General features: G+C 69.4%; 14 protein-coding genes. 9 read left to right on the top strand and 5 right to left on the bottom strand.

The window, feature by feature from the left end:
- Positions 1-17: 17 nt before the first annotated feature.
- A complete protein-coding gene (locus AMK58_RS26965; protein ID WP_035682469.1) occupies positions 18-953 on the bottom strand; it encodes a LysR family transcriptional regulator in 936 nt (311 codons plus the stop codon).
- Positions 954-1,138: 185 nt separating this feature from the next.
- Here AMK58_RS26965 and AMK58_RS26960 point away from each other — a divergent pair, with 185 nt between their 5' ends.
- The 8 genes from AMK58_RS26960 to AMK58_RS26925 all read left to right on the top strand — a co-directional run bounded on the left by AMK58_RS26960 (position 1,139) and on the right by AMK58_RS26925 (position 9,828).
- Positions 1,139-2,260: an ABC transporter substrate-binding protein gene (locus AMK58_RS26960; protein ID WP_051140932.1), complete on the top strand. Its 1,122-nt coding sequence runs from the start codon at positions 1,139-1,141 to the stop codon at positions 2,258-2,260.
- 171 nt (positions 2,261-2,431) lie between these two features.
- The gene (locus AMK58_RS26955) at positions 2,432-3,493 is read left to right on the top strand and encodes an ABC transporter ATP-binding protein (protein WP_035682468.1); all 1,062 of its coding nucleotides are present in this window, start codon (positions 2,432-2,434) and stop codon (positions 3,491-3,493) included.
- Positions 3,490-4,344, top strand: coding sequence for an ABC transporter permease (locus AMK58_RS26950; RefSeq protein WP_035682465.1), 855 nt, complete (start codon positions 3,490-3,492; stop codon positions 4,342-4,344). Before AMK58_RS26955 ends, AMK58_RS26950 begins: the two co-directional genes overlap by 4 nt.
- Positions 4,344-5,144 carry an ABC transporter permease gene (locus tag AMK58_RS26945; protein ID WP_051140931.1) on the top strand — a complete coding sequence of 267 codons (801 nt, stop codon included), beginning with the start codon at positions 4,344-4,346 and terminating at the stop codon, positions 5,142-5,144. Before AMK58_RS26950 ends, AMK58_RS26945 begins: the two co-directional genes overlap by 1 nt.
- Positions 5,145-5,174: 30 nt before the next feature.
- On the top strand, positions 5,175-6,230 hold the full coding sequence (gene speB / locus AMK58_RS26940; protein ID WP_035682463.1) for an agmatinase: 1,056 nt from the start codon (positions 5,175-5,177) through the stop codon (positions 6,228-6,230).
- 4 nt (positions 6,231-6,234) lie between these two features.
- Positions 6,235-7,041: a carbon-nitrogen hydrolase family protein gene (locus AMK58_RS26935; protein WP_035682461.1), complete on the top strand. Its 807-nt coding sequence runs from the start codon at positions 6,235-6,237 to the stop codon at positions 7,039-7,041.
- 14 nt (positions 7,042-7,055) lie between these two features.
- Positions 7,056-8,300, top strand: a complete 1,245-nt coding sequence (locus AMK58_RS26930; RefSeq protein WP_059399678.1) for a threonine ammonia-lyase — start codon at positions 7,056-7,058, stop codon at positions 8,298-8,300.
- 202 nt (positions 8,301-8,502) lie between these two features.
- Complete coding sequence (locus AMK58_RS26925; protein ID WP_035682449.1) at positions 8,503-9,828, top strand: nucleobase:cation symporter-2 family protein; 1,326 nt, start codon at positions 8,503-8,505, stop codon at positions 9,826-9,828.
- Between the two features lie 62 nt (positions 9,829-9,890).
- Here AMK58_RS26925 and AMK58_RS26920 read toward each other — a convergent pair whose 3' ends face one another.
- Positions 9,891-10,184: an acylphosphatase gene (locus AMK58_RS26920; RefSeq protein WP_035682446.1), complete on the bottom strand. Its 294-nt coding sequence runs from the start codon at positions 10,182-10,184 to the stop codon at positions 9,891-9,893.
- A 243-nt stretch (positions 10,185-10,427) separates the two neighbouring features.
- On the opposite strand from AMK58_RS26920, the gene AMK58_RS26915 reads away from it, so the two are divergent.
- Positions 10,428-11,291: a DUF2189 domain-containing protein gene (locus AMK58_RS26915; RefSeq protein WP_079285641.1), complete on the top strand. Its 864-nt coding sequence runs from the start codon at positions 10,428-10,430 to the stop codon at positions 11,289-11,291.
- A gap of 9 nt (positions 11,292-11,300) precedes the next feature.
- On the opposite strand, the gene AMK58_RS26910 is transcribed toward AMK58_RS26915, so the two are convergent.
- Genes AMK58_RS26910 through coxB form a run of 3 tightly spaced genes read right to left on the bottom strand, consistent with a single transcriptional unit; the run spans position 11,301 to position 15,153 of the window.
- Positions 11,301-11,660 carry a hypothetical protein gene (locus tag AMK58_RS26910; RefSeq protein WP_035682444.1) on the bottom strand — a complete coding sequence of 120 codons (360 nt, stop codon included), beginning with the start codon at positions 11,658-11,660 and terminating at the stop codon, positions 11,301-11,303.
- Positions 11,661-11,668: 8 nt separating this feature from the next.
- Positions 11,669-14,200 carry a cytochrome c oxidase subunit I gene (ctaD, locus tag AMK58_RS26905; RefSeq protein ID WP_035682442.1) on the bottom strand — a complete coding sequence of 844 codons (2,532 nt, stop codon included), beginning with the start codon at positions 14,198-14,200 and terminating at the stop codon, positions 11,669-11,671.
- Positions 14,197-15,153 carry a cytochrome c oxidase subunit II gene (gene coxB, locus AMK58_RS26900; RefSeq protein WP_137165302.1) on the bottom strand — a complete coding sequence of 319 codons (957 nt, stop codon included), beginning with the start codon at positions 15,151-15,153 and terminating at the stop codon, positions 14,197-14,199. The genes ctaD and coxB overlap by 4 nt, the downstream gene beginning before the upstream one ends.
- Positions 15,154-15,209 lie beyond the last annotated feature (56 nt).

The following is a 15,209-nucleotide window of genomic DNA, read 5'->3' as shown; positions in this document are numbered from 1 at the left end:
GCCGCAACGACGCACGATCAGGCCGGTCGGACGACGGAAGCGCTCCGGAACTCCGGCGCGGTCATCTCCTCGCGGGTGAGGGCGATGAACAGGTCCACCACGGGGCTCTTGGAACGGTTTGCGTCGTAGGCCACCTGGAACGGCGCCTGATAGGACAGGACCTTGGGGAGCAGCACCCGCAGCCGGCCGGCCTTGATGTAGGGGGCCGCGTAATGGTCCGGCAGATAGCCGGCGTAGGCACCGGACAGGATCAGCCGCGCCGCCCCCTCCATGTCGCTGACCGTCGCCTTGGGCGTCGAAATGGCGAAGATCTTCAGGTCGCGCGATCCCCAATAGCTGCGCGCGACCAGCCGGTAGCGGCGGATTTCGTCCAGATCGATGGCCTCATCCGGCAGAGTGTACAGCGGGTGTCCGTCCGCCACGCAAAAGTGGATCGTCTCGTTGTAGAGGTCCTGGTAGGACAGGCTGGGCACGATGCGCGGGAAGCTGGCGATGGCGAGCTGCAACTGCCCGCCGATGACATCGCGCAGAAGCTCGTTCGGCGGGCGCACGTTGATGATCAGCGAGACCTCCGGCGCCGCCTCGGTGAAGCGGGCGAAGACGCGTTCCAGCGGGGCGCGCGGGTCGGTCAGCGTGTTGTCCACCAGCCCGACCGCCAGCGTGCCGGTCAGCCGCTCGCGCAGGCCGCGCACCCGCCCGCGGAAACGCTCCAGCGTGTCGAACACGCGCCGCGCCTCGTCATAGACCGCCTGCCCCTCCGGGGTGAGCTGGAATCCCGAGCGTCCCCGCCGGCACAGCCGCAGGCCCAGCCGCGTCTCCAGATCGGCGAAATGGGTGGAGATGGTGGACAGCGACAGGTTCAGTTCGCTCTGTGCCGCACTGAATCCGCCGGCCTCGACGATGGTCATGAACAACCGCAACAGGCGCAGATCCACGGTTTCCAGCTGAATCATCGCCACGACGCCCGCCCTCCCCTGCCCCGCCCGCCGGGTCCGGCACGCCCGATACTTCGGCCCGGATCGAAGTAAGATACAAAACTTTCTGATTTTCGGGCAACGGCGCCGGGCGTCTAATGACCGCAGGCCGCAATGCTGGCCTCACGAACAGATAAGCTCGTCCGCAAGGAAAGGTCGCATCCATGAACGAGACGACGGGTAAGCAGGGACTTCACGCCGCCTTGACCGGCGGTATCGACCGCCGCGCCGTCCTGGCCGGAGCGGGCACGCTGGCCACGGTGGCCGCCATCGGCTTTCCGAACATCGTCCGCGCCCAGTCAAAGACGCTGAAGGTCGGCGTCTACGGCGGCTACTTCAAGGAATCCTTCGAAAAGCACATCTTCCCGGAATTCTCTAAGGCCACCGGCATCACGGTGGAGGCCATCGCCGAGCCGACCGGCGAGGCGTGGCTGGTCCAGCTCGAACAGGCGGCCCGCGCCCGTCAGGCGCCCGCCGACGTCTCGATGATGTCGCAGGTGGCGATGCTGAAGGGGGCCTCGGCGGAGCTGTGGGCGCCCTTCGACCTGTCGAAGATCCCCAACGCTGCCAAGGTCGTCCCGCACCTCGTCAACAAATACCCGGACGGCAAGGTCAGCGGCATCGGCGCGGTGTCCTGGTACATCACGCTGGTGACCAACACCAAGAGCTACCCGCAGGCTCCGGACAGCTGGGCGGCGCTGTGGGACCCGGCGAACAAGGACAAGCTCGGCCTGCTGGCGCTGGTCAGCAACAGCTTCCTGCTGGAGGTCACGGCGGCCACCTTCTTCGGCGGCACCAAGCATCTGGACAGCGAGCAGGGGCAGCTCGACTGCTTCAAGAAGCTGGCGGAGCTGAAGTCCAACGTGAAGCTCTGGTACCGCGACGAGGCGCAGTTCGAGGCCTCGCTGAAGTCCGGCGAGATCCCGATGGGCCAGTATTACCACGACGTGACCGGCCTCGCCGCCGCGGACGGGCAGCCGGTGCGCTCGACCTTCCCGAAGGAGGGTGGCATCCTCGACTCCGGCAGCTGGGCGGTCACCCGCGCCTCCAAGGCCGGCGATCTCGCCCACGTCTTCGTGGACTACATGTGCCAGCCGTCGATCCAGGCCCTGCTCTCGCGCAAGGTCGGCACCGCCCCGACCATCGACCGCAAGATGACCGACCTGACGGACCAGGAGTTCGCCGCCGTGTCCTCCGACATCGCGCCGATCATCCCGCGCTACGACCTCTACACGAGCAAGTCCGACTGGCTGAACCAGAAGTGGACGGAAATGATCGTCGGGTGAGTGAGAGCCCTTCTCCCCTCTGGGGAGAAGGGTATGGGATGAGGGGGCGACCGCAGGCCGACCACGCAAGCTCATTGCAGTGCGTGGACGCCCTGACGGGCGCCCCCTCACCCTGACCCTCTCCCCAGGGGGGAGAGGGGATATACAGCTCCAATCAAAATAAGTTTGCCCATGTCAGCCCTTGTCCTCGACGGTCTCACCAAACGATACGGTCCCGTGACCGCGGTGCACGGCGCATCGCTGCGCATCCCGCACGGGCAATTCGTCTGCCTGCTCGGCCCGTCCGGCTGCGGGAAGACGACGCTGCTGCGCATGATCGCCGGGCTGGAGGACCCCTCCGGCGGACGGCTGGTCATCGACGGGCGCGACATCACCACGGCCCCCGCCCACACGCGGGAATTCGGCATGGTGTTCCAGTCGCTGGCCCTCTTCCCGCACCTGACGGCGGGGGAGAACATCGCCTACCCCCTGCGCATCCGCGGCGCCACGAAGGCCGAGCAGCGCAAGCGCGCCGACGAGCTGCTGGAGCTGGTGCGCCTGCCCGGCGTGGCCGACCGGCCGGTCTCCAAGCTGTCGGGCGGGCAGCGGCAGCGCGTCGCCATCGCGCGCGCGCTCGCCCTGTCGCCCAAGCTGTTCCTGCTGGACGAGCCGCTGTCGGCGCTCGACGCCAAGCTGCGCGAGGCCATGCAGATCGAGCTGAAGCAGCTTCAGCAGCGGCTGGGCATCACCACCATCGTCGTCACCCACGACCAGCGCGAGGCGATGACCATGGCCGACCTCGTGGTGGTGATGTCGCAGGGCCGCATCCATCAGGCCGCCCCGCCGATGGAGGTCTACCGCCAGCCCGCCGACGCCTTCGTCGCCGACTTCATCGGCATGACCAACCTGCTGGAGGGCGAGGTCACCGCACCCGGCACCGCCGCCGTGCCCGGCGGCACCCTGCACCTGCCGGACCTGCCGCCGACCGGCCGCGTCCTGCTGTCCGTCCGCCCGGAGGACGTGGTCGTCCATCCCGCCGGAACGGACGGGCCGAACCGGCTGACCGGCACGCTGTCCTTCATGCGCGACCTCGGCGCCAGCGTGGAATTCCGCATCGACGTCGCCGGGCGGGAGATCGTCGCGCTGTCGCGTCCGCAGGACCGCCCTCCGGTCGCCCCCGGCGGCGCCCTGGCGGTGGAGTTCCCCCCGGCGGCCTGCGTCGTGCTGCCGCCAATGGCGGAGCGCCCGCAATGATCCGCCGCGCGCCCCGTGGTCTGGCCGAGCACGCGCCGATCCTCTTCCCGGCGCTGATGCTGGTCGTCTTCTTCGTCATCCCCTTCAGTCTGATGATCGCGGTCAGCGTCTTCCGGCGCGTGCCCGGCGGCTTCTACGAGCCGGACCTCGTCTTCGCCAACTACGAGCGGTTCCTGACCGCCTTCTTCGGCGGGGTGATGTCCTTCTCGCTGGGGCTGGCGGCGCTGGTCGCGGCGCTGTCGGTGGGCATCGCCTTCCCCTTCACCTACCGGCTGGTCAAGCTGTCGCGCGGCGCGCAGATCCGCTGGCTGGTCTTCCTGCTGTCGATCCTCTCGCTGTCGGAAGTCATCATCGGCTTCGCCTGGTCCACCCTGCTGTCGCGCACGGCGGGCATCACCAACCTGTTCGTGGCGCTGGGCCTGATGGCCGAGCCGCAATCGCTGAGCCCCAGCTTCGGCGCGCTGCTGGCCGGGCTGGTCTATCAGGCCTTCCCCTACACGGTGCTGGTGCTCTACCCCGCACTCGCCCGCCTCGACCCCTATCTGGAGGAGGCGGCGCGCACGCTCGGCTCCTCGCCGCTGCGCGCCTTCTTCACGGTGGTGGTGCCGGCGCTGCGCAACACCATCGTGGCGACCACGATCATGGTGTTCGTCTTCGCGCTCGGCTCCTACCTGCTGCCGCAGCTTCTCGGGCGGCCGCAGCACTGGACGCTGTCGGTGCTCATCACCGATCAGGCGATCTACCAGTCCAACATGCCCTTCGCGGCGGCGATGGCCGTCTTCCTGGTGCTGGTCAGCCTTGCCCTGGTCGGGCTGGCGCTGCTCGCCGGTCGGCGGGAGGAGACGGCCTGATGCTGATGCGCACGCTGAATTCCCTGGCCGCCGGCCTGATCGCCCTGATCCTGGCCGCCCCCATCCTGGTGGTGGCCGGCGTCTCGGTGAACGAGAAGAAGTCCCTGACCTTCCCGCCGCAGGGCTTCTCGCTCGCTTGGTACGCGGAGGTCTTCACCGATCCCGGCTGGCGCGGCGCGCTGATCACCAGCCTCGTCGTCGCCACCCTGTCGGCGGCGCTGGCGGTGTTGATCGCCTTCCCGCTGGCCTGGTTCCTGTGGCGCTGGCGCGCGCCCTGGGCGCGGGCGTTCGAGGTGCTGGGCATGACGCCCTTCATCCTGCCGCCGGTCATCACCGCGCTGGGTTTCCTCAGCTTCTGGGCGGCGGTCGGCGAGTACGGGTCGCCCTGGACGGTGGTGGTCAGCCACGCGGTGTTCTTCGTGACGCTGCCGCTGGTCACGCTGTCGCTGGGCTTCGGGGCGGTGGACCGCTCCTATGTGGAGGCCGCGGCGACCATGGGGGCCGACGACCGGACGGTGCTGCGCACGGTGGTGATGCCGCTGGTGCGGCCCTATGTGATCTCCGGCTTCGCCTTCGCCTTCGTGCTGTCGCTGAACGAGTACATCGTGGCCTACATGGTGGTCGGCTTCACGCTGGAAACGCTGCCCATCAAGATCTTCAACGCGCTCCGCTACGGCTACACCCCGACCATGGCCGCCGTGACGGTGCTGTTCGTGTCGCTGACGGCGGTGGTCTTCGGGCTGATCGCGTGGTTCGGCGACCTGCCCCGCCTTCTCGGCGCCTGGGCCAAAAACGACTGACCCTTTTCCTTTTTCAAAGAGATCCGGACGATGATCGACCCTCAGAAGCTTGATCGTTTGCGTACGAAGTACAGCGGCTCCGGCGGCGACGACTTCCACGATCCGGAGTTCCAGCGGGTGGCCGCCCTCCAGTTCTCCGGCGGCAAGCGGGTGCAGCCCTTCGCCGGGGTGTCCACCCTGCTCGACGCCCCCTACCGCCCCGACGCGGCCGACGCCGCGGACTTCGGCGGGCTGGACATCGCGCTGATCGGCGTGCCGATGGACCTGGGCGTGACCAACCGGGCCGGCGCCCGCCTCGGCCCGCGCGCCGTCCGCGGGATGGAGCGCATCGGTCCCTACGAGCATGCCCTGCGCATGGTCCCGGCGGCCTCCTGCAAACTGGCCGACGTCGGCGACGTGCCGCTGTCCAGCCGCTTCAGTCTGGAAGCCTGCCACGGCGACATCCTGGCCTTCTACAACCGCGTGATGGACGCCGGCGTCGTCCCGCTGTCGGTGGGCGGCGACCATTCCATCACCTATTCGATCCTCAAGGCGCTGGGCCGCGAGCGCCCGGTGGGCATGATCCATTTCGACGCCCATTGCGACACCGGCGGCCCCTACGAGGGTGCCAAGTTCCACCATGGCGGCCCGTTCCGGCAGGCGGTCCTGGACGGCGTGCTGGACCCTGAGCGCACGGTGCAGATCGGCATCCGCGGCAGCACCGAGTATCTGTGGGAGTTCTCCTACGACAGCGGCATGACCGTGATCCACGCGGAGGACATTCCGGAGCGCGGCATCGCCAGCGTCATCGAGACGGCGCGCAAGGTGGTGGGCGACGGGCCGGTCTACGTCTCCTTCGACGTGGATTGCCTGGACCCGGTCTTCGCCCCCGGCACCGGCACCCCGGAGGTCGGCGGCCTGACCACGCGGGAGGCTCTGGCGCTCCTGCGCGGGCTCGACGGGCTGGACATCATCGGCGGCGACGTGGTGGAGGTGGCGCCCCAGTACGACGCGACGACCAACACCGCCCACGCCGGCGCGCAGATGCTGTTCGAGATCCTTTGCCTGTCGGTGCGCGCCCTCGCCAACCGCCAGAAGCAAGGCTGACCGCATGCGGCTAACCCTGTTCCAGGCGGACGCGGAGCCCGGTGCCCCGCACCGCAACCTCGACCGTCTGGAGCGGGCGGCGGCGGAGGCGGCAGAGCGCGGCTCCGCCCTGCTGGTCGGGCCGGAAATGGGCCTGACCGGCTACGACATCGGCGCGGAGGCGGTGCGCGCCCTGGCCGAGGCGGCGGACGGGCCGATGGCCACGCGGGTCGCCGACATCGCCCGGCGGCACGGCATCGCCCTGCTCTACGGCTATCCGGAACGGGGAGCGGACGGCGCGGTTTACAACGCCGCGCAGTTGATCGGGGCGGACGGGCGTGCCCTCCTGAACCAGCGCAAGACGCATCTCTACGGCGAACTCGACCGCGGCTCCTACGCGCCGGGCGGCGATTCCTTCCCGACCGCGGCGGTCGGCGGGATGCGGGTCGGCGTGGCCATCTGCTACGACGTGGAGTTCCCCGAGCTGGTGCGCCGCCACGCCCTGGCCGGGGTGGACGCGCTGCTGGTGCCGACCGCGCTGATGACGCCCTACGAGATCGTCGCCACCACCATCGTCCCCGCCCGCGCCTTCGAGAACGGCCTCTTCGTCGCCTACGCCAACCGCTGCGGGCGCGAGGGAACACTCAATTATTGCGGGCTCAGCAGCGTGGCGGCGCCGGACGGGTCGGTGCTGGCGCGGGCCGGCGACGGCGAGGCGTTGCTGACCGTCGAACTGGACCCCGCCCTGCGCCGCGTCGGCACGCATCTGGCGGACCGCCGCCCGGACCTGTACGGTGCGGTCTCCAGTACGCCTGGGAAGGGCGGTTCGTAGAGGAAGCACAGGACATGCCGGTCACCATCGACGACATTCACGCCGCCGCCGAACGGCTGGCCGGACGCATCAGCCGCACGCCCTTCCTGCGCTCGGAAACCCTGTCGCAGATCACCGGCGCCGAGGTCTGGGTCAAGCTGGAGAACCTCCAGTTCACCGCCTCCTTCAAGGAGCGCGGGGCGGCCAACCGGCTGCTGCACCTGACGCCGGAGGAGCGGCAGGCCGGGGTGATCGCCATGTCGGCCGGCAACCACGCCCAGGCCGTGGCCTACCACGCGAAGCGGCTGGGCATCGCGGCGACCATCGTCATGCCGCGCTTCACCCCCTTCGTGAAGGTCAAGCGCACGCGCTACCACGGCGCCACCGTCATCCTGGAGGGCGATTCCCTGGCCGAGGCCGCGGCCTTCGCCCACGACCTCGCCAAGCGGGACGGGCTGGTCTTCGTCCATCCCTACGACGACGACGCGGTGATCGCCGGCCAGGGCACCGTCGTGCTGGAGATGCTGGCGGAGGTGCCGGACCTCGACGCGCTGGCCATCCCGGTCGGCGGCGGCGGGCTTGCCGCCGGGGCCGCGGTCGCCGCCCGCGCGCTGCGGCCCGGCCTGGAGGTCGTCGGCGTGGAGGTGGAGACCTACCCCGCCGCGGCGCAGCGCCTCGCCGGGCAGCCGGTCAAGGTCGGCGGCCCGACCGTGGCCGAAGGCATCGCCGTGCGCGACGTCGGCGACCGGCCCATGGACATCCTGAAGCAGAACGGCTGCGACGTGGTGCTGGTGCCCGAGGCGGTGATCGAGCGCGCCATCGCCATGCTGATCGAGGTGGAGAAGACCGTGGCGGAGGGCGCCGGGGCCGCCGGTCTGGCCGCCCTGCTCTTCCACCCCGAGCGCTTCCGCGGCAAGCGGGTCGGCCTGATCGTGTCGGGCGGCAACATCGACACGCGGACGCTCGCCAACGTGCTGATGCGCGGCTTCGCCCGCGACGGGCGCCTGATCAACCTGGACATCGACGTGGCCGACCAGCCCGGCGCTTTGGCCCAGGTGGCCCGCATCGTGGCGGAGTGCGGCGGCAACATCATCGACGTGCAGCACCAGCGCCTGTTCGGCGCCTTCTCCGTCAAGTCCGCCGAGGTCGCCCTGCTGATCGAGGTGGAGGACGAGGGCCACGGCGACCGCATCACCGAAGCCCTGCGCGGCGCCGGCCTGCCCGTCCGCAAGGCGGTGGTGGCGGAAGCGGCGCAGCCGCTGTCCAGCGCGCGGCCCTGAGCGAACGCCCGAAACATACCGGCGAGTAACCCTCTCCCCAGAGGGGAGAGGGGATATGGGGCTGCCCATGGATTGGGCACCCCTCCCGAACACCGCCGCCTTTCGCGCCACATCCCGGCGAGCTTCGCCACGAACCTCCGCCCCACCGGTTGTGGCATGGGCCGTGCACTTCGCGCCTGTTCATTCGCGGAGGTCATGGATCATGTCGTCGGTGGAGTCATCACAGCCAACCCATCCGGTTGACGAGAAGCTTCCGCTGCTGCGCCTGCTGGCGCTGGGGATGCAGCATGTGATGGTGATGTACGCGGGGGCCATCGCCGTGCCGCTCATCATCGGCGGCGCGCTGAAGCTGCCCAAGGACCAGATCGCGCTGCTCATCAACGCCGACCTGTTCGCCTGCGGCATCGTCACGCTGATCCAGACGCTGGGCTTCTGGAAGTTCGGCATCCGCCTGCCGGTGATGATGGGCGTCACCTTCGCCGCGGTCGGGCCGATGGTCGCCATGGCGGGGAACCCGTCGCTGGGGCTGTTGGGCATCTACGGCGCGGTGATCGGGGCGGGCGTCTTCGCCACGCTGGCCGCCCCGCTGGTCGGCCGCCTGCTGCCGCTGTTCCCGCCGGTGGTGACGGGGACCGTGATCGCCATCATCGGAATCTCGCTGATGCGGGTGGGCATCACCTGGGCCGGCGGCGGGGCCGGGAACCCGAATTTCGGCGACCCGCTCTATCTCGGAATCGCCCTGTTCGTGCTGGCGGTGATCCTGCTGGTGACCAAATACGCCAAGGGCTTCTGGGCCAACATCTCGGTCCTGCTGGGCATCGTCGCGGGCTTCGCCCTGACCATGCTTCTGGGGCTGGTCAGCTTCGACGGGGTGGGACAGGCGAAGTGGGTGGACGTGATCTACCCCTTCCAGTTCGGCATGCCGGTGTTCGAGTTCTGGTCGATCCTGACCATGTCGCTGGTGATGATCGTCGTGATGATCGAATCCACCGGCATGTTCCTGGCGGTGGGCGAGATGGTCGGCCGCCCGGTGACGCCGGAGCAGCTGACCCGCGGCCTGCGCACGGACGGGCTGGGCACGCTGATCGGCGGCGTCTTCAACACCTTTCCCTACACCTCCTTCTCGCAGAATGTCGGACTGGTCGGGATCACCGGGGTGCGCAGCCGCTGGGTCTGCGTGGCGGGCGGCGTCATCCTGGTCGCCTTCGGCCTGTTCCCGAAGCTGGCGCACGTCGTCGCTTCCGTTCCCACCTATGTGCTGGGCGGGGCCGGGCTGGTGATGTTCGGCATGGTCGCGGCGACCGGCATCAAGATCCTGGCGAAGGTCGATTATACGGCCAACCGCGGCAACATCTACGTCGTCGCCGACAAGATCTTCCAGAAGATGCCGCCCTTCCTGTCGCCGCTCCTGCACAGCGGCATCCTGCTGGGCACCATCGCGGCGGTCCTGCTGAACCTGTTCTTCAACGGCCTGGGCAAGGCCAGCAGCGCGGAGTTCGTCGCCGCCGCCAAAACCGCGGAGGCATGAGGGCGACGTCCGGTTGGGATCGGGGGCCGGTTGGGGAGCGGGGGCTTGATCTCGACCGGACGTCACTGCGTCGGGCGTTGCTCGAAGACGCCCGGACCGGGATCGCGGGCCGGCTCCACGGCGATGTCGCTGACCACGGCGGCGGAGGGGCCGCGGCGGCAGGCCTCCAGCATCCGATCCACGGCGTCCGCCGGGCCGGCGAACAGCGCCTCCACCGTTCCGTCGCCGCGGTTGCGCACCCAACCGGCCAGCCCCAGCCGGTTCGCCGTATCCACCGTCCAGCCGCGGTACCAGACGCCCTGCACCTTGCCATGAACGCGGGCCAGCACGGCCTTGCGGTCTTCCTTTTCCACCATCCTCATCCCCGGTGTCGTTGCCCTGCGGTCAGGACCATAGGGCAGGCGCCGGTTCCGGAAAAGCCGGCGCCACCCCACGCCCTCCCTCCCCCAATGAACAGTGCCGACAACCATTCGTCGGCGTATCATCCCTGCATGGCGGGGCGCGGGATCTCCTGTGACCGCCGGGCCGCGACAGCGAAGGCCGCGACCGGGCACGGGCGGGCTCGCACCCCCTGAACGAACGGTTCGGGAGGAACGGACATGACCATCCGAAACCCTGCGGAATGGGGAGCGGCCCATTTCAAATCCTGGTCCCATGGCCTGGCCGAGGCGGGTCACGCCATCGCTCCGCCGGCGCAGGAGCGGGCGGCGCTGGAGCCGACCGTGCGGCGCATCCGCAGCGACGACCTGCGCGACGCGCTGCGGAAGGGGCTCCATGACTTCATGGCCTGCCGCACCGACGTCCTGTTCATCGCCCTGATCTACCCGCTGGTCGGGTTGCTGCTGGCCGAGGTGGTGTTCGGCGAGAACGCGCTGCACCTGCTGTTCCCGCTGGCCTCCGGTTTCGTGCTGATCGGTCCCTTTGCCGCGGTCGGCCTCTACGAAATGAGCCGCCGGCGCGAGCGGGGCGACCGCGTGTCCTGGGCGGACGCCTTTGCGGTGGCGCGCTCCCCGGCCTTCGGGGCGATCCTGGCGATGGGGGCGATCCTGACGGCCGTGTTCCTGCTGTGGCTGGTCGCGGCGCAGCTCATCTACATGGCGACCCTCGCCCCGCTGGCGCCGGAGGGCTGGAGCGCCTTCGCCCACGCCCTGTTCACCACCCGTGCCGGCTGGGCGATGATCGTGCTGGGGATCAGCGTCGGTTTCCTGTTCGCCGTCCTGGCGCTGGCGATCAGCGTGGTCAGCTTCCCGCTTCTCATGGACCGCCGGGTCGGAGTGGCGACGGCCATCCGCACCTCCGTGCGCGCCACGCTGAAGAATCCCGAGCCCATGGCGCTCTGGGGCCTGATCGTGGCGGGCGGTCTTCTGCTCGGCTCGCTGCCCGCCTTCGTCGGGCTGGTGATCGTCATGCCGGTGCTCGGCCACGCCACATGGCACCTCTACCGCCGGCTCATCCCGGACTGAGCGGCTGGGTTAACCGCAGGCCGGCACCTGCAGGGCGGGTAGCCCGTTCCACAGGATGGCGACCAGCGATCCCGCGGCGGCGAGCCCGGTGAACAGGCGGATGAAGCGGCGCGGGTCCTCGCTGGTCCGCCGGCCCGGCGCCGCGCCCCACAGCGCCGCCGCCAGCACGCCCGCGGCCAGCAACAGCGCGACCGCCGTGGCGCCGAGAATCAGCACCACCGCGACGGGGTGCCCGTACAGCTCCACCCCGTCCCATTGGCGGGCGCAGATCAGGCCGTTGATGCCGTAGACCGCCGCGAAATGGGCGGCCCAGATCAGGAAGGCCGACATCATTCCGGTGAAGGTCGCGGTGAAGGCCGTCTTCTCCATGGTCCACCTCACACCGCCAGACGCGGAAACAGATGCACCAGCAGGAGGGACACGATCCCCTGCCCGCAGGTGTAGAGCCACACCAGCATCACGTTGTCGAAGGTGACGCGGCGCCGCGCGTGCAGCCGCCCGGCGAAGGAGCGCGCCAGCGTGAAGCCGGTCATCAGGACCAGGATCACGACGTGGAAGATCTGCCAGGAGGCCAGCATGTAGACGATGGCGCCATAGGCGCTCTCCGACGCCACGAGGCCGCTGGCGATGCGGTTGTAGGGCTCGGCCACCGCGGCGGCCAGCATCAGCAGGAGACCGGCAAGCAGGAGGCCCCGCGTCGCCCAGGGGCGGTTGCCGGCCACGGCGCGGCTCGCCAGCAGCATCGCCCCCGCCGCCACGACCCAGAGCGCCGCTTCGCCGAACAGCCATCCCAGCCCCGGCAGGGCGTCGGTGCCCACCGGCCAGACGTCCGGGCTGACCGTCCACAGGAAGACGTAAGTGAAGCACAGGCAGGCGAAGGCCGTCCCGTCCACCAGCAACAGGACCGCCGTCCCCCACCAGGAATGGTTCTCCGATCCCTGGAGATAGACCGGCACCCGCCAGCCGCCGCCGACGTCCTGCGGCGGATGGTCGGCCCCCTTGTCCAGGCTCCACACCCACCAGAAGACCGAGGCGATGGCCAACACCCCCGGCACCAGCGACACCCAGTAGAGCTGCACCGCCAGACAGATGAAGTGGGCGGCGGTGAACAGCCCGGCGAGGAAGTGGCTCCAGTGTGGGCCGGGCATCGGCATCAGATACTGGGGCCGTGCCTCGATCGGGCTGGTCACGATGGTTTCACGCCGGCGGGTCGGGGCGCCGGGCAGGTAATGGGCGCCCTCCTGCACCTCACGCGACAGGCTCGGGTTGTCCCACAGCGGGTAGAGCGAGCGGACGTGCGGGATGCTGCGCGTGGCGTAATTGTCGTTCGGGATCCATTCCAGCGTCCCCGCCTTCCACGGATTCTCCGGCGCCGGGCGACCCCGGCCGAAGGCGTCGCGCGCCATGTCGATCATCACCAGCAGGACGCCGAAGGCCATCACGAAGGCCCCGACGGTCGAGACCATGTTCAGGACGTTCCAGCCGAGATCGCCCGGGTAGGTGTAGACGCGCCGTGGCATGCCCATCAGGCCGCTGACATGCATGGGGAAGAAGGCGACGTTGAAGCCGATGAACATCATCCAGAAGGCCCAGCGCCCCAGCCGCTCCGACAGCATGGTGCCCTTCAGCGTCGGCCACCAGTGATACAGCCCGGCGAAGACCGGGAAGACCATGCCGCCGATCAGCACGTAATGCAGGTGCGCCACCACGAAGTAGCTGTCATGGGCCTGCCAGTCGAAGGGGATGACCGCCACCATCACGCCGGTCAGCCCGCCGGCCACGAAGATGAACAGGAAGCCCAGCAGGAACCACGTCGCCACCGTCCATTGCAGCCGCCCCTTGCCCAGCGTGGCGATCCAGGCGAAGACCTGGATGCCGGCGGGCACCGACACGGCCATGCTGGCGGCGGAAAAGAAGCTGAGGCTCAGCGGCGGGATGCCGGTGGCGAACATGTGGTGCACCCACAGGCCGAAGCTGAAGAAGCCCGTGCCGACCAGCGCCACCACCACCCAGTCGTGGCCGACCAGCGGCCGCTGCGCCAGCGCCGGCACCATCATCGACACCAGCCCCGCCGCCGGCAGGAAGATGATGTAGACCTCGGGATGGCCGAAGAACCAGAACAGGTGCTGCCAGAGCAGCGGGTCGCCGCCCCGCTCCGCGATGAAGAAGGGCCAGTCGAAGGCGCGCTCGATCTCCAGCAGCGCGGTCGCGACGATCACCGCCGGGAAGGCGAAGACGATCATCCCCGCCATGACCAGCATCGACCAGCAGTAGACCGGAATCTTGTCCAGCGTCATGCCGGGCGGCCGGGTGCGCAGGATGCCGACGATGATCTCGATGGCCCCGGCAATGGCCGAAATCTCGATGAAGCCGATGCCGAGCAGCCAGAAATCGGCGTTGATGCCCGGCGAGAACTTCATGCTGGTCAGCGGCGGGTACATGAACCAGCCGCCGTCCGGCGCCACCTCGAAGATCAGCGAGCAGAAGAAGGCCAGCCCGCCGAACAGATAGGCCCAGAAGGCGAAGGCCGACAGCCGCGGAAAGGGCAGGTCGCGCGCCGCCAGCATGGAGGGCAGCAGGAAGACGCCGATGGCCTCGACGATGGGCACGGCGAACAGGAACATCATGCCTGTGCCGTGCACGGTGAAGAACTGGTTGTAGAGGCTGTGCCCCAGCACGTCGTTCTCCGGCACGGCGAGCTGCGTCCGCATGACCAGCGCCAGCGTGCCCGAGATGACGAAGAACAGCAGCGCCGTGGCGATGTACATCACCCCGATGATGTTGTTGTTCACCTCCTTCAGCAGGCCGAGGCCGGAGGTCGGCTTCCAGGCGCGCTTCAGCGCCTCCAATTCCTCCTTCGGGCGCGGCAGGCGGTTGGGCAGGGCGGCATCGTCGAGCGGCGGGGTCATTTCAGGCTCTCCAGCCAGACGGCGATGGCGTGCAGATCGTCGCCGCCCAGGATCGGAAAGGACGGCATGCGGTTCTCCGGCTTGATGTGCTGCGACCCGGCGATCCAGCCGGCCAGGGCCTCCGGCGTGTTGGGCAGCGTCCCGGCGGCCAGAGCACCGCGCCCGCCGACATGGGTCAGGTCCGGCCCGGCCGCCCCGTTGGCCGGCGTCCCGCGCACCGTGTGGCAGGACCCGCAGCCGGCGCGCAGGAAGGCGTCGCGCCCGGCGGTCTGCTGCGGCCCTTCAGGTTCGGCGGCGGGGCGGCGCTCGGCGGCCAGCCATTCCTCGAAGCGGTCGGGCGGCTCCACCACCACGTCGAAGGCCATCAGCGCGTGCTGGGCGCCGCAGTATTCGGCGCATTGGCCGCGGTAGGTGCCGGGCCGCTCCCCGACCAGGATCAGCCGGTTCTCGTGGCCGGGGATCATGTCCATCTTGCCGCCCAGGCTGGGCACCCAGAAGCTGTGGATGACGTCCGCCGCGGTCACCACCACCTCCACCGGCCGCCCGGCCGGGATGACGAGGCGGTTGGCGGTGCGCAGAACCTCACCCCCCTCCACCCTCACGTCGGGATAGCGGACCTCCCACCACCACATATAGCCGGTGACCTCGATGCGCAGCGGCTCCACCCCGCCGGTGTCCGACAATTGCCGGGCCACGGCGAACTCGTAGACCTGAAGCGCGGTCAGCGTGACGATGGGAAAGACGAGGCCGCCGCCGATGATCCAGGCGCGGCCTCCGGGAAAGCGTTCCGGCCGGGCGATGACGGCGTACCCCGCCAGCGCCATGACGAAAAGGAAGATGACCCCGCCCCCGGCGACCAGAATCAGCGTCAGGTCGAGGATCGCCTCGGCGTTGCGTCCGGCGGGATGGAGCGCGGATTGCGGCCCCCGCTCGCAGGCCGCCAGGAGCCCCATTCCGCCAGCCAGGGCCGCCCCCCGCCAATTCCGTCTGCGTCCCTCGCTGCGGCCAG

The organism is Azospirillum brasilense (genome assembly GCF_001315015.1).
In the GTDB taxonomy this organism is placed as follows: Bacteria; Pseudomonadota; Alphaproteobacteria; order Azospirillales; family Azospirillaceae; genus Azospirillum; species Azospirillum brasilense.
The sequence above is the reverse complement of the archived record's forward strand: the minus strand, read 5'-3'. Positions and strand labels throughout refer to the sequence as shown.